The 20,151-nt window shown below is 63.7% G+C and carries 19 protein-coding genes; 1 reads left to right on the forward strand and 18 read right to left on the reverse strand.

The window, feature by feature from the left end; genetic code table 11:
• Window positions 1-98: 98 nt before the first annotated feature.
• From rpsQ to rpsL, 15 genes are all read right to left on the reverse strand, one after another.
• Window positions 99-368 (reverse strand): 30S ribosomal protein S17, encoded by a 270-nt coding sequence (gene rpsQ, locus CS062_RS04600; protein WP_091728066.1) that lies wholly within the window; start codon window positions 366-368, stop codon window positions 99-101.
• Entirely contained in the window at window positions 365-562 is a 198-nt protein-coding gene (gene rpmC / locus CS062_RS04605; protein ID WP_091728069.1) for a 50S ribosomal protein L29, read from the reverse strand. Before rpmC ends, rpsQ begins: the two co-directional genes overlap by 4 nt.
• A 14-nt stretch (window positions 563-576) precedes the next feature.
• Window positions 577-993 (reverse strand): 50S ribosomal protein L16, encoded by a 417-nt coding sequence (gene rplP, locus CS062_RS04610; RefSeq protein WP_067065182.1) that lies wholly within the window; start codon window positions 991-993, stop codon window positions 577-579.
• Window positions 994-1,005: 12 nt separating this feature from the next.
• Complete coding sequence (rpsC, locus tag CS062_RS04615) at window positions 1,006-1,815, reverse strand: 30S ribosomal protein S3 (RefSeq protein ID WP_099860292.1); 810 nt, start codon at window positions 1,813-1,815, stop codon at window positions 1,006-1,008.
• Window positions 1,816-1,830: 15 nt separating this feature from the next.
• On the reverse strand, window positions 1,831-2,160 hold the full coding sequence (gene rplV / locus CS062_RS04620; RefSeq protein ID WP_058937144.1) for a 50S ribosomal protein L22: 330 nt from the start codon (window positions 2,158-2,160) through the stop codon (window positions 1,831-1,833).
• 11 nt (window positions 2,161-2,171) lie between these two features.
• Window positions 2,172-2,450 carry a 30S ribosomal protein S19 gene (gene rpsS / locus CS062_RS04625; RefSeq protein ID WP_099860293.1) on the reverse strand — a complete coding sequence of 93 codons (279 nt, stop codon included), beginning with the start codon at window positions 2,448-2,450 and terminating at the stop codon, window positions 2,172-2,174.
• 12 nt (window positions 2,451-2,462) lie between these two features.
• Window positions 2,463-3,287 carry a 50S ribosomal protein L2 gene (gene rplB / locus CS062_RS04630; protein ID WP_091728072.1) on the reverse strand — a complete coding sequence of 275 codons (825 nt, stop codon included), beginning with the start codon at window positions 3,285-3,287 and terminating at the stop codon, window positions 2,463-2,465.
• Complete coding sequence (gene rplW / locus CS062_RS04635; protein ID WP_091728076.1) at window positions 3,287-3,601, reverse strand: 50S ribosomal protein L23; 315 nt, start codon at window positions 3,599-3,601, stop codon at window positions 3,287-3,289. Before rplW ends, rplB begins: the two co-directional genes overlap by 1 nt.
• Window positions 3,598-4,218: a 50S ribosomal protein L4 gene (gene rplD / locus CS062_RS04640; protein WP_091728080.1), complete on the reverse strand. Its 621-nt coding sequence runs from the start codon at window positions 4,216-4,218 to the stop codon at window positions 3,598-3,600. Before rplD ends, rplW begins: the two co-directional genes overlap by 4 nt.
• Complete coding sequence (gene rplC, locus CS062_RS04645) at window positions 4,218-4,889, reverse strand: 50S ribosomal protein L3 (RefSeq protein ID WP_091728085.1); 672 nt, start codon at window positions 4,887-4,889, stop codon at window positions 4,218-4,220. Before rplC ends, rplD begins: the two co-directional genes overlap by 1 nt.
• Before the next feature lie 309 nt (window positions 4,890-5,198).
• Complete coding sequence (rpsJ, locus tag CS062_RS04650) at window positions 5,199-5,513, reverse strand: 30S ribosomal protein S10 (RefSeq protein ID WP_067065169.1); 315 nt, start codon at window positions 5,511-5,513, stop codon at window positions 5,199-5,201.
• Between the two features lie 134 nt (window positions 5,514-5,647).
• Window positions 5,648-6,838 (reverse strand): elongation factor Tu, encoded by a 1,191-nt coding sequence (gene tuf / locus CS062_RS04655; protein WP_091728089.1) that lies wholly within the window; start codon window positions 6,836-6,838, stop codon window positions 5,648-5,650.
• Window positions 6,839-6,997: 159 nt separating this feature from the next.
• A complete protein-coding gene (fusA, locus tag CS062_RS04660; protein WP_091728094.1) occupies window positions 6,998-9,100 on the reverse strand; it encodes an elongation factor G in 2,103 nt (700 codons plus the stop codon).
• Window positions 9,101-9,169: 69 nt separating this feature from the next.
• The gene (gene rpsG, locus CS062_RS04665) at window positions 9,170-9,640 is read right to left on the reverse strand and encodes a 30S ribosomal protein S7 (protein WP_091728098.1); all 471 of its coding nucleotides are present in this window, start codon (window positions 9,638-9,640) and stop codon (window positions 9,170-9,172) included.
• A 154-nt stretch (window positions 9,641-9,794) separates the two neighbouring features.
• The gene (gene rpsL, locus CS062_RS04670) at window positions 9,795-10,172 is read right to left on the reverse strand and encodes a 30S ribosomal protein S12 (RefSeq protein WP_091728101.1); all 378 of its coding nucleotides are present in this window, start codon (window positions 10,170-10,172) and stop codon (window positions 9,795-9,797) included.
• A gap of 234 nt (window positions 10,173-10,406) precedes the next feature.
• Between rpsL and CS062_RS04675 the strand changes: the two genes are divergently transcribed.
• The gene (locus tag CS062_RS04675) at window positions 10,407-10,898 is read left to right on the forward strand and encodes a PIN domain-containing protein (protein ID WP_099860329.1); all 492 of its coding nucleotides are present in this window, start codon (window positions 10,407-10,409) and stop codon (window positions 10,896-10,898) included.
• A gap of 129 nt (window positions 10,899-11,027) precedes the next feature.
• On the opposite strand, the gene rpoC is transcribed toward CS062_RS04675, so the two are convergent.
• From rpoC to rplL, 3 genes are all read right to left on the reverse strand, one after another.
• Window positions 11,028-15,251 carry a DNA-directed RNA polymerase subunit beta' gene (gene rpoC, locus CS062_RS04680; protein ID WP_091728111.1) on the reverse strand — a complete coding sequence of 1,408 codons (4,224 nt, stop codon included), beginning with the start codon at window positions 15,249-15,251 and terminating at the stop codon, window positions 11,028-11,030.
• 18 nt (window positions 15,252-15,269) lie between these two features.
• Window positions 15,270-19,391: a DNA-directed RNA polymerase subunit beta gene (gene rpoB, locus CS062_RS04685; protein ID WP_099860294.1), complete on the reverse strand. Its 4,122-nt coding sequence runs from the start codon at window positions 19,389-19,391 to the stop codon at window positions 15,270-15,272.
• 379 nt (window positions 19,392-19,770) lie between these two features.
• A complete protein-coding gene (gene rplL, locus CS062_RS04690; protein WP_099860295.1) occupies window positions 19,771-20,148 on the reverse strand; it encodes a 50S ribosomal protein L7/L12 in 378 nt (125 codons plus the stop codon).
• Window positions 20,149-20,151: the final 3 nt, after the last annotated feature.

Consider the following 20,151-nt stretch of genomic DNA (forward strand, 5'->3'; position numbering starts at 1 on the left):
AAATGGCTGGACACCGGGATTACCGGCGTACCAGCCATTCAGGCCTCAGGGAGGTTGCCCACCCCAGGCATGCACCGCCTCGAGGGCGGCGCGGGCGATCAGACCAGCTGAGCCTTCTCGACCAGGCGGGTCACCACCCAGCTCTTGGTCTTGGACAGCGGACGGCCTTCGGCGATCTCGACCACGTCACCCATCTTGTACTCGCCCTTTTCGTCATGGGCGTGGTACTTGCGGGAACGAGCCACGATCTTGCCGTAGAGCTCGTGCTTGGCACGGCGCTCGACCAGCACGGTGACGGTCTTGGCGCGCTTGTCGCTGACGACGCGACCGATCAGGGTGCGGGTGTTCTTCTCTTGAGCTTGCGTCATTTCGCGGCTCCCTTCTTCTCGGCCAGGATGGTCTTGGCGCGGGCGATGTCACGACGCGTCTTGCCCAGCACCGAGGTGTTGGTCAGTTGTTGCGTCGCCTTTTGCATGCGCAGACCAAAGTGGGCCTTCAGCAGATCGGTGACTTCCTTCTTCAGGGCAGCCACGTCCTTAGCGCGCAGTTCAGATGCTTTCATGGGGTGTTCTCCAATCAGGCGCCGAGCTGGCGGGTCACGAAGGTGCAGCGCAGGGGCAGCTTGGCAGCGGCCAGCGTGAACGCTTCGCGCGCCAGAGCCTCGGGCACGCCATTGACCTCGTAGAGCACCTTGCCGGGCTGGATCTCAGCCACGTAGTACTCCGGGTTGCCCTTGCCGTTACCCATACGGACTTCGGCAGGCTTTTGCGAGATCGGCTTGTCCGGGAAGATGCGGATGAAGATCCGGCCACCGCGCTTGATGTGGCGCGAGATGGCACGGCGAGCCGCTTCGATCTGGCGGGCCGTGATGCGGCCGCGCTCGGTGGCCTTCAGGCCGAAGTCACCGAAAGCGACGGTCGCGCCGCGGGTCGCAACACCAGTGTTGCGGCCCTTTTGCTCCTTGCGATATTTGCGACGAGCGGGTTGCAGCATGTTGAGTTCTCCTTACGCCTGGCCGCCGTCAGCGGCGGGCTTGCGCACCACACGCTTCGCAGCAGGCTTGTCGCCGCCTTCGGCAGGCTTGTCGCCACGACCACGGCCACTCGGCGCGCCCGGACGGGCATTGCGACGGGGACGACGATCATCTTCGGCACCCGGGGGGGTGTTGATCACGGGGGCCTCGCCATTGGCCAGGCGGTCACCGCGGTACACCCACACCTTGACGCCGATCACGCCGTAGGTGGTCTTGGCTTCGGAGAAGCCGTAATCGATGTCAGCCTTCAGGGTGTGCAGCGGCACACGACCTTCGCGATACCACTCGGTACGAGCGATTTCGATGCCGTTCAGACGGCCGGCGGACATGATCTTGATGCCCTGAGCGCCCAGACGCATCGCGTTCTGCATCGCGCGCTTCATCGCACGGCGGAACATGATGCGCTTCTCGAGCTGCTGGGTGATCGAGTCGGCGATCAGCTGGGCATCGATTTCCGGCTTGCGCACTTCTTCGATGTTGACCGCGACGGGCACGCCCAGACGCTTGGCCAGCTCGGCCTTCAGGTTCTCGATGTCCTCGCCCTTCTTGCCGATCACCACGCCCGGACGGGCGGAGAAGATCGTGATGCGGGCGTTCTTCGCAGGACGCTCGATCAGGATGCGCGAAACGGCGGCGTTCTTCAGCTTGGCCTTCAGGAAGTCGCGCACCTGCAGATCTTCGGCCAGCATGCTGGCGAAGTTCTGGTTGTTCGCGTACCAGCGCGACGCCCAGTTACGGGTGACGGGCAGGCGGAAGCCAGTCGGATGAATTTTCTGTCCCATAGTCTTCCTTCAGGCTCAGTTGCCGACGGTCACGTAGATATGGCAGGTCGGCTTGCTGATGCGATTGCCGCGGCCCTTGGCGCGCGCGGAGAACCGCTTCAGCGTGGTGCCCTGCTCCACGTAGATCGAAGTGACCTTCAGCTCGTCAATGTCGGCACCGTCGTTGTGCTCGGCATTGGCGATGGCCGATTCCAGCGCCTTCTTGATGATCAGCGCGGCCTTCTTCTGGGTGAACTCGAGGATGTTCAGCGCTTGATCCACCTTCTTGCCGCGGATCAGGTCTGCCACCAGGCGGCCCTTATCGAACGACAGGCGGACGCCACGAACGATTGCTTTGGTTTCCATCGTCGCCATCCTTACTTCTTGCCGGCCTTCTTGTCGGCCGGGTGGCCCTTGAAGGTACGGGTCAGAGCGAATTCACCCAGCTTGTGGCCGACCATCTGGTCAGACACATAGACCGGCACGTGCTGCTTGCCGTTGTGCACGGCGATCGTCAGACCGATGAACTCGGGCAGGATCGTCGAGCGACGCGACCAGGTCTTGATGGGCTTCTTGTCCTTGACGGCAACGGCCTTGTCGACCTTGGCCATCAGGTGGTGATCCACGAAGGGACCCTTCTTGAGGGAACGAGTCATGTGGTCAACCCCTTACTTCTTGCGACGCGAGACGATGAAGGTCTGCGTGCGCTTGTTGTTGCGAGTGCGGTAGCCCTTCGTCAGGGTGTTCCACGGCGACACAGGGGCCTGACCTTCACCCGTACGACCCTCACCACCACCGTGCGGGTGGTCGACCGGGTTCATGGCGGTACCACGCACGGTCGGGCGGATGCCCTTCCATCGGATGGCGCCGGCCTTGCCGTACTGGCGCAGGCTGTGCTCTTCGTTGCTCACTTCACCGATGGTGGCGCGGCAGTCGATGTGCACGCGGCGGACTTCGCCGGAGCGCAGACGGATCTGGGCGTACATGCCATCGCGGGCCATCAGCACGACCGACGTGCCGGCGGAGCGAGCGATCTGGGCACCCTTGCTCGGCAGCAGTTCCACGCAGTGGATCGTCGAACCCACGGGAATGTTGCGGATGGGCAGCGTGTTGCCGACCTTGATCGGAGCTTCAGCGCCGCTCAGGATCGAGGAACCGACTTCCAAGTTGCGCGGAGCGATGATGTAGCGACGTTCGCCGTCGGCGTAGCACACCAGAGCGATGTGGGCCGTGCGGTTGGGGTCGTACTCGATACGCTCGACCTTCGCCGGGATGCCGTCCTTGTTGCGACGGAAGTCCACCACGCGGTAGTGGTGCTTGTGACCACCGCCCTTGTGGCGCATCGTGATGTGGCCGTTGTTGTTGCGGCCAGACTTCTGCTTCTGGGGCTCGAGCAGCGAGGCCTCCGGAGCGCCCTTGTGCAGGTGCTTGTGCACCACCTTCACCACGCCACGACGGCCTGGCGAAGTCGGCTTGACTTTAACGACGGCCATTACGCAGCCTCCCCGGAGAAGTTGAGCTCCTGGCCAGCCTTCAGCGACACGTACGCCTTCTTGACGTGGTCGCGACGGCCCAGACGGCCACCGAAGCGCTTGGTCTTGCCCTTGACGTTGACGATGTTCACCGCCTCGACTTCGACCTTGAACATCAGTTCAACGGCGGCCTTGACTTCAGGCTTCGTCGCGTCGCGCAGGACCTTGAACAGGACTTGGTTGTGCTTTTCGCCAGCCATCGTGGCCTTCTCGGACACGATCGGAGCGAGCAGCACCTTGGCCAGACGGCCATCAGCAAACTTGGGCGCGCTCATGCCAGCATCTCCTTCAGTTGCTCGATCGCGGCCTTCGTCACCAGGACCTTCTTGTAGAAGACCAGCGACAGCGGATCGACGTAGCGCGGCTCGACGACCAGCACATTGGCCAGGTTGCGCGAGGCCAGCAGCAGGTTGTCATCGACTTGGTCGGAGATGACCATGACGTGATCCAGACCCATGCCCTTGAGCTTGGCGGCCAGCAGCTTGGTCTTCGGGGCTTCGATCGAGATCGAGTCCACGACAGCCAGGCGGCCTTCGCGGGCCAGCTGCGACAGGATCGCGGCCATGCCGGCGCGGTACATCTTCTTGTTCAGCTTGTGCGAGAAGTTCTCGTCAGGCTTGTTCGGGAAGATGCGACCGCCCCCACGCCACAGCGGCGAGGAGGTCATACCAGCACGGGCGTTGCCGGTGCCCTTCTGACGGAACGGCTTCTTCGTCGAGTGACGGACTTCAGCGCGGGTCAGCTGGGCACGGGTACCTTGGCGGGCATTGGCCTGATAGGCCACGACCACCTGGTGCACCAGGGCTTCGTTGTAATCACGAGCGAAAAGGGTGTCGGGAGCGTCGACCTTCGACGTCGCCTGACCCTGCTCATTCAGGAGCTCGAGTTGCATCAGTTGGCTCCCTTCTTGACCTTGACCTTGACGGCCGGACGGATCACGACGAATCCTTCCTTCGCGCCAGGAACGGCACCACGGACCAGCACCAGCTGGCGGGCTTCGTCGATGCGGACGACATCCAGGTTCTGGACGGTCACGGTGACGTCGCCGAGGTGGCCCGACATCTTCTTGCCCGGGAACACGCGGCCCGGATCCTGCGCCATCGAGATGGAGCCAGGAACGTTGTGCGAGCGGCTATTACCGTGCGAAGCGCGCTGCGAACCGAAGTTGTGGCGCTTGATGGTGCCTGCGAAGCCCTTACCGATCGAGGTGCCCTGCACGTCGACCAGTTGGCCGGCGGCGAACAGCGTCACGGGGACTTGAGCGCCGGCCTTGTATTCGGCGGCGACCGCGGCATCCACGCGGAATTCCTTGATGATTTCACCGGCTTCGACGCCAGCCTTCGCGAGGTGACCCGCTTCCGGCTTCGTGACACGGGACGCCTTGCGCGCGCCGTAGGTCACTTGAATGGCGCTGTAGCCGTCGGACTCTTCGGTCTTGATCTGGGTCACGCGGTTGTTGGACACGTCCAGCACGGTCACGGGGACGGTATCACCGTCGACCGTGAACACACGCATCATGCCCACCTTGCGGCCCAGCAATCCGAGACGATTGCTAAGACTCATGGTTTTCTCCTGACCCCGAACGCGCCGACGGAGACACCGCCCCGCGCCTGAAGTCATTTCACACACCCGACATCGATTGGCCGGGCCGACAAGCACCGCTCCTTCGTTGAGGACAGGGGTAAAGGCCCCGACACCCCTCCGACGGCGATGCGACGAAGCCGCACCAGGAAACCCCGGCGCGGAAAAGCTGCGGAGTATAGCGTCAACCCTGACCGCACCGCAAGCGCGGTACCCTGCAGCCCAACGAAAAAGGCGGCCCAAGGGCCGCCTTCCTGAGACCTGCCGGATCGCTCCGGCGGCCTGGCCGCATTACTGCAGCTTGATCTCGACGTCCACGCCAGCCGGCAGGTCCAGCTTCATCAGCGCGTCGACCGTCTTGTCGGTCGGATCGACGATGTCCATCAGACGCTGGTGGGTGCGGATTTCAAACTGGTCGCGCGAGGTCTTGTTGACGTGCGGCGAACGCAGGATGTCGAAACGCTCCTTGCGGGTCGGCAGGGGCACCGGGCCCTTGACGATCGCGCCGGTGCGCTTGGCGGTGTCCACGATTTCCAGCGCCGATTGGTCGATCAGCTTGTAATCGAAGGCCTTCAGCCGGATGCGGATCTTTTGCTTGGTAGACATGACTTTTCCTTCAAAGAGCGACGCAATGCCAGTGGCATCGCGGAGGCAGCAATGGCGCCGCCGAGTACCGAGCGCGCCACCCGCCGAGACGGGCAGCACCCTTTACCGGCACCCTGCGGGTACCAGCAAAAGATTTACTCGATGATGGTGGCCACGACGCCCGAGCCGACGGTACGACCGCCTTCACGGATGGCGAAGCGCAGGCCTTCTTCCATGGCGATCGGCGCGATCAGCTTCACGGTGATGCTGACGTTGTCGCCAGGCATGACCATTTCCTTGTCCTTCGGCAGCTCCACGGCGCCAGTCACGTCCGTCGTGCGGAAGTAGAACTGGGGACGGTAGTTGTTGAAGAACGGGGTGTGACGGCCGCCCTCTTCCTTGCTCAGCACGTAGATCTCAGCAGTGAAGTGCGTGTGCGGCTTGATCGTGCCCGGCTTGGCCAGCACCTGGCCACGCTCGACGTCTTCACGCTTGGTGCCGCGCAGCAGGATGCCCACGTTGTCGCCCGCTTGACCTTGGTCCAGCAGCTTGCGGAACATTTCCACGCCGGTGACGGTGGTCTTCTGCAGATCACGGATACCCACGATCTCGATTTCCTCGCCGACCTTGATGATGCCGCGCTCGACGCGACCGGTCACCACCGTGCCACGACCCGAGATCGAGAACACGTCTTCCACCGGCAGCAGGAACGCACCGTCCACGGCGCGCTCAGGCGTCGGGATGTAGCTGTCCAGCGCGTCGGCCAGGCGCATGATCGCCTGCTCGCCCAGGTCGCCCTTGTCGCCTTCCAGCGCCAGCTTGGCCGAACCCTTGATGATCGGCGTGTCGTCGCCCGGGAAGTCGTACTTGCTCAGCAGCTCGCGGACTTCCATCTCCACCAGCTCCAGCAGCTCGGCGTCGTCCACCATGTCGCACTTGTTCAGGAAGACGATGATGTACTTCACACCGACCTGGCGCGCCAGCAGGATGTGCTCGCGGGTCTGGGGCATCGGGCCGTCAGCGGCCGAGCACACCAGGATCGCGCCGTCCATCTGCGCCGCGCCCGTGATCATGTTCTTCACATAGTCAGCGTGGCCCGGGCAGTCAACGTGCGCGTAGTGGCGGTTGGCCGTCTCGTACTCGACGTGCGCGGTGTTGATCGTGATGCCGCGTGCCTTTTCTTCCGGCGCCGCGTCGATCTGGTCGTAGGCCTTGGCTTCGCCGCCGAACTTGGCCGCCAGCACGGTCGCGATCGCGGCCGTCAGCGTCGTCTTGCCGTGGTCAACGTGACCAATCGTGCCCACGTTCACGTGCGGCTTGGTACGCTCAAACTTACCCTTTGCCATTTCAATTCTCCAAAAAGAGCATCTCTCCGGTCTGTTGGTTTAGCGTTTCCGCAGCGTCCTGATGCCCCGGCGACCGGCAACCGGGAGGAATCACTGCGAAGACGATTCGATGATCGAAAACGAAAGGAGCCGATGCCCCAGGGGCATCAGCTCGAGACATCACTTCGCGCGGGCGGTGATGATCGCGTCGGCGACGTTCTTCGGAGCTTCGCTGTAGTGCTTGAACTCCATCGTGTACGTCGCGCGGCCTTGCGTGGCCGAACGCAGCGAGGTCGAGTAGCCGAACATCTCGGACAGCGGGACTTCCGCCTTGATGATCTTGCCGCCGCCGACCATGTCGTCCATGCCCTGCACCATGCCGCGACGGCTGGACAGGTCGCCCATCACCGTACCAGCATAGTCTTCCGGCGTTTCGACTTCCACGGCCATCATCGGCTCGAGGATGACCGGGCTGGCACGACGGCAGGCTTCCTTGAAGCCCATCGACGCGGCCATCTTGAACGCGTTTTCGTTCGAGTCCACATCGTGGTACGAACCGAAGGTCAGCGTGACCTTCACGTCGACGACCGGGTAGCCGGCCAGCACGCCGTTCGGCAGGCTGTCGATGACACCCTTTTCCACCGCCGGGATGAACTCGCGAGGAACCACGCCGCCCTTGATGGCGTCGACGAACTCGAAGCCCTTGCCGGCTTCCTGCGGCTCGACCGAGAACACGACGTGACCGTACTGGCCCTTGCCGCCCGACTGACGCACGAACTTGCCTTCGACGTCGGTGACCGACTTGCGGATCGTTTCGCGGTAGGCCACTTGCGGCTTGCCGACGTTCGCTTCCACGCCGAATTCACGCTTCATGCGGTCGACGATGATTTCCAGGTGCAGCTCGCCCATGCCGGAAATGATGGTCTGGCCGGACTCTTCGTCGGTGCGCAGGCGGAAGGACGGGTCTTCGGCAGCCAGACGGCCCAGCGCGATACCCATCTTTTCCTGGTCGGCCTTGGTCTTCGGCTCGACAGCCTGCGAGATCACCGGCTCCGGGAACACCATGCGCTCCAGCGTGATGATGCTGTCCGGGTCGCACAGGGTTTCACCCGTGGTGACGTCCTTCAGGCCCACGCAGGCCGCGATGTCGCCCGCCAGAATTTCCTTGATTTCCTCACGCTGGTTGGCGTGCATCTGCAGGATCCGGCCGATACGCTCCTTCTTGCCGCGGACCGGGTTGTAGACGGTCGCGCCCGACTGCAGCACGCCCGAGTACACCCGCACGAAGGTCAGCTGACCGACATACGGGTCGGTCATCAGCTTGAAGGCCAGCGCCGAGAACTTCTCTTCGTCGGTACGCTGGCGCGTGACCGGCTGGTCGTCCTCGTCGGTACCGGCGACCGGCGGAATATCCAGCGGCGACGGCAGGAAGTCGATGACGGCGTCCAGCATGCGCTGCACACCCTTGTTCTTGAAGGCGGTGCCGCACAGCATCGGCTGGATCTCGGTCGCGATCGTGCGCTTGCGGATCGCCACCTTGATCTCTTCCTCGGTCAGGTCGCCCGTCTCGAGGTACTTGTTCATCAGCTCTTCAGTGGCTTCGGCCGCGGCCTCGACCATCTTCTCGCGCCACTCCTGGGCCACCTCGACCAGGTCGGCCGGGATGTCTTCGAAGGTGAACTTCATGCCCTGGGAAGCCTCGTCCCAGATGATGGCCTTCATCTTGAAGAGGTCGACCACGCCCTTGAAGTTTTCTTCCGCGCCGATGGGGATCACCACGGGCACGGGGTTGGCCTTCAGGCGGGTCTTCATCTGGTCGACGACCTTGAAGAAGTTCGCGCCGGTGCGGTCCATCTTGTTGACGAACGCGAGGCGGGGCACCTTGTACTTGTTGGCCTGGCGCCAGACGGTTTCCGACTGGGGCTGCACGCCGCCGACGGCGCAATAGACCATGCACGCGCCGTCCAGGACACGCATCGAGCGCTCGACTTCAATGGTGAAGTCGACGTGCCCGGGGGTGTCGATGATGTTGAAACGGTGCTCGGGGTAGGACATGTCCATGCCCTTCCAGAAGCAGGTCGTCGCGGCCGACGTGATCGTGATGCCGCGCTCTTGTTCCTGCTCCATCCAGTCCATCGTGGCGGCGCCGTCGTGCACTTCACCGATCTTGTGGTTCACACCGGTGTAGTACAGGATGCGTTCCGTCGTGGTGGTCTTGCCAGCATCGATGTGCGCCGAGATACCGATATTGCGGTAGCGCTCGATGGGGGTCTTGCGGGACATGGTGTCACTCCAAATGCATGGAGCCGCCATCGGGTCGGTGAAAACCCGAGGCGGCCAGAGAGGTCTTGATTAGAAACGGAAGTGCGAGAACGCCTTGTTGGCGTCTGCCATGCGGTGGACTTCGTCGCGCTTCTTCATCGCGCCACCGCGGCCTTCGGAGGCCTCCAGCAGTTCGTTGGCCAGACGTTGGGCCATCGACTTCTCACCGCGCTTGCGCGCGGATTCCTTCAGCCAGCGCATGGCGAGAGCCAGACGGCGGACGGGGCGAACTTCCACGGGAACTTGGTAGTTCGCACCGCCAACGCGACGGGACTTCACTTCGACCATGGGCTTCACGTTGTTGATCGCGATCATGAAGACCTCGAGCGGATCCTTGCCGGACTTCTGCTCGACTTGCTCCAGGGCACCGTAAATGATGCGCTCTGCGACGGCCTTCTTGCCCGATTCCATGATGACGTTCATGAACTTGGACAGATCAACGCTACCGAACTTCGGGTCCGGCAGGATCTCGCGCTTGGGTACTTCGCGACGACGTGGCATGGGATTCTTCCTTCAATGCTTCAGTTGGTCAGGGCTCTCGCCCCGCCGCGGATCTCCACCGACATCTGGGGGGATCCACTTACTCGGCTGCCGGTGCACCTGCACTCGGGCCGCAAAAATTCGATGACCTCTCGGCCACCAAGACCTGGGCTGATTAAGCCTTCTTCGGACGCTTGGCGCCGTACTTCGAACGCGCTTGCTTGCGGTCCTTCACGCCTTGCAGGTCCAGCGAACCGCGGACGATGTGGTAACGCACACCCGGCAAGTCCTTGACACGGCCGCCGCGCACGAGCACGACGCTGTGTTCCTGCAGGTTGTGACCTTCACCGCCGATGTACGAGATGACCTCGAAACCGTTGGTCAGGCGCACCTTGGCGACCTTACGAAGCGCCGAGTTCGGCTTCTTCGGGGTGGTGGTGTACACGCGGGTGCAGACGCCACGACGTTGCGGGCACGACTGCATGGCAGGCGACTTGGATTTCGTCACCTCGGTCTCACGACCGTGGCGAACGAGCTGATTGATGGTTGGCATAAGTAACTTGTTCCCGTTTGAAGTCACAACCCCAGCGAGCCTTGGCCCTGCGGAACCGCGTGAGATCGAGGCGTTCCACAAGCGACAAAAGCGCAGCACCTTGCGGCACCACGCTCGGATCAACCCAGGATCCGGTTCGAAACCTGGACCCCGGACGCATCAAGACATGCTGGAGAGCCGGCGATTGTAGGCGAGTTCAGTGAGATCGCACAAGGCGCTATGCTGCCGAGCCCTATGACCGACGCTGTCTCCCCCGCCCTTCCGCTGCTTCCGGGCAACGCTGCCAACCCCGACAGGCTGGTGATCCTGGACACGCAGGTCGTCATGGACTGGCTTGTGTTCGATGAGCCAACACTGTTGCCGCTCATTGCCCATATTGAGAGCCGGCGCTTACATTGGATCGCGACGACGGCGATGAAGGCCGAGCTGCTGCACGTCATCGGGCGGGGCGTCGCGGCCCGCTATTCGCCGGACCTCACCCGCATCGAGACCGCCTTTGCGCAGCATTGCCGGTTCGTCGACGAACCGTCCTTGAGCATCGCGCGCCCCCGGTGCAGCGACACCGACGATCAGAAGTTCATCGATCTTGGCCTGGCGCTCGCCCCGACGACACCGATTTGGCTGATCTCGCGTGATCGCGCCGTGCTCAAGGTCGCCAAGCGCGCCGCCCGCCTGGGGCTGCCCATCCTTTCGCCAGCCGCCTGGCTGAAGCTGAACGCCGGCTGATCGCGCGCGCGGCGGCGGTTCGATCGCGGCGTTCGCCTTGACGAGACGCCAATGAAAAAGGCTGCCGCCCTTGCGGGACGGCAGCCTTCCGGGGCCGAGCCGCGGACGGCTCGACTCGGGTCGCTTCGATTACTCGCCGGTGCCGGCGTCGCTGGCCGCGTCGAGCGCGGACAGCTGCACCGCCGCCATTTCCTCGGCTTCCTGCATGGCGATGGAACGGCGCTCGGCGTCGTCCATCTCCTCCTTGGCGCGGCGCGCCTGGTGGAAGGCCATGCCGGTACCGGCCGGGATCAGACGACCGACGATCACGTTCTCCTTCAGACCGCGGAGCTCGTCGCGCTTGCCCATGATCGCGGCTTCGGTCAGCACGCGGGTCGTTTCCTGGAACGACGCCGCGGAGATGAACGAGTCCGTCGACAGCGAGGCCTTCGTGATGCCCAGCAGCACATCGGCGTGCGTGGCGATCATCTTGCCCTCGCCGCGCAGGCGATCGTTGGTGTCCAGCAGTTCCGAACGCTCGACCTGCTCGCCGGCGATGTAGGACGAGTCGCCCGGGTTGACGATCTGCACGCGACGCAGCATCTGGCGAACGATCACCTCGATGTGCTTGTCGTTGATCTTCACGCCCTGCAGACGATAGACGTCCTGCACTTCATCGACGATGTAGCGCGCCAGTTCCTCGATACCCAGCAGGCGCAGGATGTCCTGCGGATCGGCCGGGCCGTCGACCACGAGTTCGCCGCGGTTCACCACCTGGCCTTCGTGCACCAGGATGTTCTTTTCCTTGGGCACCAGCAGCTCGTGCTTGCGGCCTTCCGGATCGGTGATCTCGAGGCGAACCTTGCCCTTCGTCTCCTTGCCGAACGAAACCGTGCCGGTCTGCTCGGCCAGGAAGCCGGCATCCTTGGGCGAACGGGCTTCGAAGAGTTCCGCCACCCGCGGCAGACCGCCGGTAATGTCGCGGGTCTTCTGACCTTCCACCGGGATACGCGCCAGCACTTCGCCCGGAGCGAGTTCCTGGCCATCGCGGACCTGGATCAGCGCGCCGACCTGGAAGCCGATCGTCACCGAGTGATCGGTGCCGGGGATCTTCACTTCCTGGCCGTTGGCGTCCAGCAGCTTGACCTGCGGGCGGACCACCTTGGCGGCACCGCGACGCTTCGGGTCGATCACGACCAGCGTGGACAGGCCCGTCACCTCGTCGACCTGCTTGGCCACGGTGACACCTTCCTCGACGTTCTCGAACTTCGCCTGACCGGCGAATTCCGTGATGATCGGGCGGGTCAGCGGGTCCCAGGTCGCCAGGATCGTGCCGGCCTTGATGGTCTGGTCGACCTTGATGTTCAGCAGCGCGCCGTACGGCACCTTGTGACGCTCACGCTCACGGCCGTGCGGGTCGGTGATGATGATTTCGCCGGAACGCGAGATCACCACCAGTTCGCCCTTGCCGTTGGTGACGTAGCGCATCGTGGCGTTGAAGCCGATGATGCCGTCCGACTTGGCTTCGACGCTGGAGGCCACCGCCGCACGCGAGGCCGCGCCGCCGATGTGGAAGGTCCGCATCGTCAGCTGCGTGCCCGGCTCACCGATCGACTGGGCGGCGATGACGCCGACCGCTTCGCCGGTGTTGACCATGCCGCCGCGACCCAGGTCACGGCCGTAGCACTTGGCGCACAGGCCGAAGCGCGTGCCGCAGGTCAGCGGCGTGCGGACCTTGACCTCGTCGACGCCGGCCGCTTCCAGCACGTCCAGCGTGTCTTCGTCCAGCATGTTGCCGGCGACCAGCAGGGTGGCTTGCGTTTCCGGATGCACGACGTCGATGGCAGCCACGCGACCCAGGATGCGGTCACGCAGCGACTCGATCACCTCACCGCCTTCGACCAGCGCGCGCATGTGGATGCCGTTGTCGGTGCCGCAATCGGACTCGGTCACGACCAGGTCCTGCGTCACGTCGACCAGGCGACGCGTCAGGTAGCCGGAGTTCGCGGTCTTCAGCGCCGTGTCCGCCAGGCCCTTACGAGCACCGTGGGTGGAGATGAAGTACTGCAGAACGTTCAGGCCTTCGCGGAAGTTCGCCGTGATCGGCGTCTCGATGATCGAGCCGTCCGGCTTCGCCATCAGGCCGCGCATGCCGGCCAGCTGACGGATCTGCGCCGCGGAACCCCGCGCGCCCGAGTCGGCCATCATGTAGATCGAGTTGAACGACTCCTGCTCGACTTCCTTGCCGTTGCGGTCGAGGATCTTCTCCTTCGACAGCTGCGACATCATGACCTTGCCGACCTCGTCACCGGTCTTGCCCCAGATGTCGACGACCTTGTTGTAGCGCTCGCCGGCGGTCACGAGACCCGAGACGTACTGCTGCTCGATCTCCTTGACCTCCTTCTCGGCGCGGTCGATCAGCTCGGCCTTCTGCTTGGGCACCAGCATGTCGTCGATGGCGATCGAGATGCCGGCGCGCGTGGCCAGCTTGAAACCGGACTGCAGCAGCTTGTCTGCCAGCACCACGGTTTCCTTCAGGCCGCACTTGCGGAAGGAGGTGTTGATCAGGCGCGAGATTTCCTTCTTCTTCAGCGCCTTGTTGATGTTGCTGAACGGCAGGCCCTTCGGAAGGATTTCCGACAGCAACGCGCGACCGACGGTCGTGTCCACCAGCTTGGTCTCGGGGATCCACTCGCCCGTGTCCTTGTTCTTGGTGTACTCGGTCAGGCGCACGCTGATCTTGGCGGTGATCTCCACCGCGCCGTTCTCCAGCGCGCGGATCATCTCGGGAATGTCCGAGAAGACCATGCCCTCGCCCTTGCCGTTGGTGCGCTCGCGGGTCGCGTAGTACAGACCCAGCACCACGTCCTGCGACGGCACGATCGACGGCTCGCCCGAGGCCGGGAAGAGCACATTGTTCGAGGCCAGCATCAGCACGCGGGCTTCCATCTGCGCTTCGATCGACAGCGGCACGTGGACGGCCATCTGGTCACCGTCGAAGTCGGCGTTGAACGCCGCGCAGACCAGCGGGTGCAGCTGGATCGCCTTGCCTTCGATCAGCACCGGCTCGAACGCCTGGATGCCCAGGCGGTGCAGCGTCGGCGCGCGGTTCAGCAGGACCGGGTGCTCCTTGATGACCTCTTCCAGGATGTCCCAGACGACCGGCGTGCCGCTCTCGACTTCCTTCTTCGCCGCCTTGATCGTGGTGGCGATGCCCATCGCCTCCAGGCGCGAGAAGATGAACGGCTTGAACAGCTCCAGCGCCATCAGCTTCGGCAGGCCGCACTGGTGCAGCTTGAGCGTCGGGCCCACGGTGATGACCGAACGGCCCGAGTAGTCGACGCGCTTGCCCAGCAGGTTCTGGCGGAAGCGGCCGCTCTTGCCCTTGATCATGTCGGCTAGCGACTTCAGCGCGCGCTTGTTCGCGCCGGTCATGGCCTTGCCGCGGCGGCCGTTGTCCAGCAGCGAGTCGACGGCTTCCTGCAGCATGCGCTTTTCGTTGCGCACGATGATCTCAGGGGCCTTCAGCTCGAGCAGGCGGGCCAAGCGGTTGTTGCGGTTGATGACGCGGCGGTACAGGTCGTTCAGGTCCGACGTCGCGAAGCGACCGCCGTCCAGCGGCACCAGCGGACGCAGGTCCGGCGGCAGCACCGGCAGCACTTCCAGCACCATCCAGTTCGGCTTGATGCCCGAGCGCTTGAAGGCCTCCATCACCTTCAGGCGCTTGGAGTTCTTCTTGATCTTCAGCTCGGAGCCGGTCATGTCGTTGCGCAGGCGGTCGATCTCGACATCGAGATCCATTTCCGCCAGCAGCTTCTGGATGCCTTCGGCGCCCATCAGCGCGATGAACTCGTCACCGTACTCGACGCGCTTCGCGTCGTAGTCGTCCTCGGACATGATGCTGAACTTCTTCAGCGGGGTCATGCCCGGGTCGACGACGACATACGCCTCGAAGTACAGCACGCGCTCGATGTCGCGCAGCGTCATGTCGAGCACCAGGCCCAGACGCGACGGCAGCGACTTCAGGAACCAGATGTGCGCGCAGGGAGCGGCCAGCTCGATGTGGCCCATGCGCTCACGGCGCACCTTGGTCTGGGTGACTTCGACGCCGCACTTCTCGCAGATCACGCCGCGGTGCTTCAGGCGCTTGTACTTGCCGCACAGGCACTCGTAGTCCTTGATCGGGCCGAAGATCTTGGCGCAGAACAGGCCATCACGCTCCGGCTTGAACGTCCGGTAGTTGATGGTCTCGGGCTTCTTCACTTCGCCGAACGACCACGAACGGATCTTCTCGGGCGAGGCCAGCCCGATCTTGATCGCGTCGAAATGTTCGTCCGGGGTGAATTGCTTGAACAGGTCCAACAAACCCTTCATACGTTTCTCCTGTTCTCTTTAGTTGCGCTCGAGCTCGATGTCGATGCCCAGCGAACGGATTTCCTTCACCAGCACATTGAACGACTCGGGCATGCCGGCTTCGATCGAGTGCTCGCCCTTGACGATGGACTCGTACACCTTGGTCCGGCCGTTCACGTCGTCGGACTTCACCGTCAGCATTTCCTGCAGGATGTACGAAGCGCCATAGGCTTCCAGCGCCCACACTTCCATCTCGCCGAAACGCTGGCCGCCGAACTGCGCCTTGCCGCCCAGCGGCTGCTGGGTGACGAGCGAGTAAGGGCCGGTCGAACGGGCGTGCATCTTGTCGTCCACCAGGTGGTGCAGCTTCAGCACGTGCATGTAGCCGATGGTCGTCGGACGCTCGAACTGCTCGCCGGTGCGGCCGTCATACAGGAAGGCCTGCGTGCGGCTGGGCGTGAGGCCCTTCTTCGCGGCGATGTCGTCCGGATAGGCCAGTTTCAGCATCGCGCGGATCTCGCTTTCCTTCGCGCCGTCGAAGACGGGGGTCGCGAAGGTGGCGCCGTGCTGCAGGTTCCGGGCCATGCCCAGGACCTCGTCGTCGCTCAGCTGGGCGAGGTCCTCGGACTTGCCGCCGTTCTGGTTGAACAGCTGGTCCATGAACTCACGCAGCTCGGCCACGCGGGCCTCGCGCTGCAGCATGTCGCCGATGCGCTGACCGATGCCCTTGCCGGCCCAGCCCAGGTGCACTTCCAGCACCTGGCCCACGTTCATCCGCGACGGGACGCCCAGCGGATTCAGCACGATGTCGGCAGGCGTGCCGTCGGCCATGTAGGGCATGTCCTCGATCGGGGTGATCTTGGACACGACACCCTTGTTGCCGTGACGGCCGGCCATCTTGTCGCCAGGCTGCAGGCGGCGCTTGACGGCCAGGTACACCTTGACCATCTTCAGCACGCCAGCGGGCAGCTCGTCGCCTTGCGTCAGCTTCTTGCGCTTCTCGTCGTAGGCGAGGTCGAAGCTATGACGGGTCTGCTCCAGCGAGTTCTTGATCGACTCCAGCTGGTTGGCGATGTCGTCCTCGGCGGGACGGATATCGAACCAGTGGAACTTCTCGACCTCGGCCAGGTAGTCCTTGGCGATGACCGTGCCCTTGGCGATCTTCTTCGGACCACCGTTGGCGACCTTGCCCACCAGCAGCTTCTCGACGCGGTCGAACGCGTCGGCTTCCACGATGCGCAGCTGGTCGTTCAGGTCCAGGCGGAAGCGCTTCAGCTCGTCGTCGATGATCTGCTGGGCGCGCTTGTCACGCTGGATGCCTTCGCGGGTGAACACCTGCACATCGATGACGGTGCCGTTGGTGCCCTGGTCCACGCGCAGCGACGTGTCCTTCACGTCAGAGGCCTTCTCGCCGAAGATCGCGCGCAGCAGCTTCTCTTCCGGCGTCAGCGTGGTCTCGCCCTTCGGCGTGACCTTGCCGACCAGCACGTCGCCCGGATTCACTTCCGCACCGATGTACACGATGCCGGATTCGTCCAGACGAGCCAGTTGCTGTTCGCTCAGGTTCGGGATGTCGCGGGTGATTTCCTCGCTGCCCAGCTTCGTGTCACGGGCCATGACCACCAGTTCCTCGATGTGGATCGAGGTGTAGCGGTCTTCGGCCACCACGCGTTCGGAGATCAGGATCGAGTCTTCGAAGTTGTAGCCGTTCCACGGCATGAACGCGACCAGCATGTTCTGGCCCAGCGCCAGTTCGCCCAGGTCGGTCGAGGCGCCGTCCGCGATGATGTCTTCCGCGGCGACACGGTCGCCCCGCTTGACGATCGGACGCTGATGGATGTTGGTGTTCTGGTTGCTACGCTGATACTTGATCAGGTTGTAGATGTCGACACCGACTTCGCCAGCCACGGTCTCGTCGTCGTTCACGCGGATCACGATGCGGTTCGTGTCGACGTAGTCGACCACGCCGCCGCGACGCGCGGCCACCACGGTGCCCGAGTCCTTCGCGGCCACGCGCTCGACGCCCGTACCGACGAAGGCCTTCTCCGGACGCAGGGTCGGCACGGCCTGACGCTGCATGTTGGCGCCCATCAACGCGCGGTTCGCGTCGTCGTGCTCCAGGAACGGCACCAGCGACGCCGCCACCGACACGATCTGCGTCGGCGCCACGTCCATGTACTGGATGCGCTCGGGCGAGGTCAGCACCGATTCGCCGTTCTCACGCGCCGAGACCAGCTCGTCGACCAGTTGGCCGGCGTCGTTCAGCGACGCGTTCGCCTGGGCGATCACGTACTTGCCTTCCTCGATGGCCGACAGGTAGTCGATCTGGTCGGTGACCTTCGAATCCACCACGCGGCGGTACGGCGTCTCCAGGAAGCCGTACTCGTTCAGGCGGGCATACAGCGCCAACGAGTTGATCAGACCGATGTTCGGACCTTCCGGCGTTTCGATCGGGCAGACGCGGCCGTAATGGGTCGGGTGCACGTCGCGGACTTCGAAGCCGGCGCGCTCGCGAGTCAGACCGCCCGGGCCCAGTGCGGAGACACGACGCTTGTGCGTGATCTCCGACAGCGGGTTGGTCTGGTCCATGAACTGCGACAGCTGCGACGCGCCGAAGAACTCCTTGAGGGCCGCGGAAATCGGCTTGGAGTTGATCAGGTCGTGCGGCATCAGCGCTTCGGTCTCGGCCTGGCCCAGGCGCTCCTTGACGGCCTTCTCGATACGGGCCAGACCCGAGCGGTACTGGTTCTCGGCCAGTTCGCCGACGCAGCGGACGCGACGGTTGCCCAGGTGGTCGATGTCATCGACCTCGCCGCGGCCATTGCGCAGCTCGACCAGGATCTTGACGACGTCGAGGATGTCCTCGTTCGACAGCGTCATCGCACCGGTCGGGATGTCGCGGCCCACGCGGGCGTTGAACTTCATCCGGCCGACGCGCGACAGGTCGTACGTGTCGTCGCTGTAGAACAGGCGGTTGAACAGCGCTTCGACCGCGTCTTCCGTCGGCGGCTCGCCGGGGCGCATCATGCGGTAGATGGCGACGCGGGCAGCCAGCTGGTCGGCGGTCTCGTCCGAAGCCAGCGTCTGGCTGATGTAGGCGCCTTCATCCAGCTCGTTGGTGAACAGGCACTGGATGTCCTTGATGCCGGCGCCGCGCAGCTTCTTCAGCAGCGAATCGGTCAGCTCGTCATTGGCCTTCGCGATGATCTCGCCGGTGTCCGGATCGACCATGTTCTTGGCCAGCACGCGGCCGAGCAGGAAGTCTTCCGGCACGGTGACGTGCTGCGTGCCGGACTGCTCGAGCTGGCGCACGTGGCGGGCGGTGATGCGCTTGTCCTTCTCGACCAGCACGTTGCCGCTCTTGTCGGTGATGTCGAAACGCGCGACTTCACCCTTCAGGCGTTCGGCCACGAACTCCATCTGGGCGCCCGAGTCCATCAGGCGGAAATTGTCGAAGACGAAGAAGTGCGCCAGGATCTGCTCGGGATTCAGGCCGATGGCCTTGAGCAGGATCGTGACCGGCATCTTGCGGCGACGGTCGACGCGGAAGTACAGGATGTCCTTCGGGTCGAACTCGAAGTCCAGCCAGGAGCCGCGGTAAGGAATGATGCGCGCGGAGAACAGCAGCTTGCCGGACGAGTGGGTCTTGCCCTTGTCGTGCTCGAAGAACACGCCGGGCGAGCGGTGCAGCTGCGAGACGATGACGCGCTCGGTGCCGTTGATGATGAACGAGCCGTAGTCGGTCATGAGCGGCACTTCGCCCATGTAGACCTCTTGCTCCTTGATCTCCTTGACCGTCTTGGGCTGGGGGCTTTCCCGGTCGTAGATGATCATCTGCAGCTTCGCGCGCACCGCGGCGGCGAAGGTCAGGCCGCGCTGCTGGCATTCGCGAACGTCGAACGGCGGCTTGGCGATGTTGAATTCGAGGAACTTCATTTCCACGAACCCGTTGTGCGACACGATCGGGAACGTGGAGAGGAATGCCGCTTGCAGGCCTTCCGGTTTGCGCTTCAGGGGAGCGACATCCTTCTGCAGGAAGTCGACATACGACTCCTTCTGCATCGTCAGCAGGTACGGAACGTTGAGCACGCTCACGCGCTTGCCGAAGCTCTTGCGGATGCGCTTGCGCTCGGTGTAGCTGTAGGGGGTTGCTTGCGCCATAAAGACTCCGTGTCGAGCGCGCCCCTGGCCGTGAGGCGCGCTGCGTCGGCGACTGGCTGTTCGGGCGTTGCACCCGAAGCTTGGTGGTTGGCCACTACCAACCGCTGGCGGACAACCCCGGCCACCGGACGGCACGGAGGGCGTTGCACCCCACGCGTGACGCACGGCCAAACCGCGGCCCGACCAAACCGTTCTCTGCAGTCGGATCAGAGAACACTCGAAAGAACCGTGCATGATACCGCACGATGCTTTCGATTGCTCTTTGTCAACCGGAACCGCACAGGGACAAACCCTGAAACGAGGAAAGGGGAGGCCCCATGGGACCACCCCTCTCGCGGATTGGAATCCGGTGAACAAGTCACCGGATCCCCACAAGGTCTTACTTGAGTTCGACCTTGGCGCCGGCTTCTTCCAGCTTCTTCTTGGCAGCTTCGGCGTCGGCCTTGGCAATGCCTTCCTTGACGGGCTTCGGAGCGCCGTCGACCAGGTCCTTGGCTTCCTTCAGGCCCAGGCCGGTGATTTCGCGAACGGCCTTGATGACCGAGACCTTGTTGGCGCCGGCGTCCGTCAGGACGACGTTGAACTCGGTCTTTTCTTCAGCAGCCGGAGCGCCCGGGCCGCCAACGGCCGGGCCGGCGGCAGCCATCGAAGCGGCGGACACGCCGAACTTCTCTTCAATCGCCTTGACCAGGTCGTTCAGTTCCAGAACGGTCATGCTGTCCAGGGCAGCCAGGAAAGCGTCTTTGTCGAATGCCATGAT

Source organism: Roseateles chitinivorans, assembly GCF_002761755.1.
Lineage (GTDB): Bacteria > Pseudomonadota > Gammaproteobacteria > Burkholderiales > Burkholderiaceae_C > Roseateles > Roseateles chitinivorans.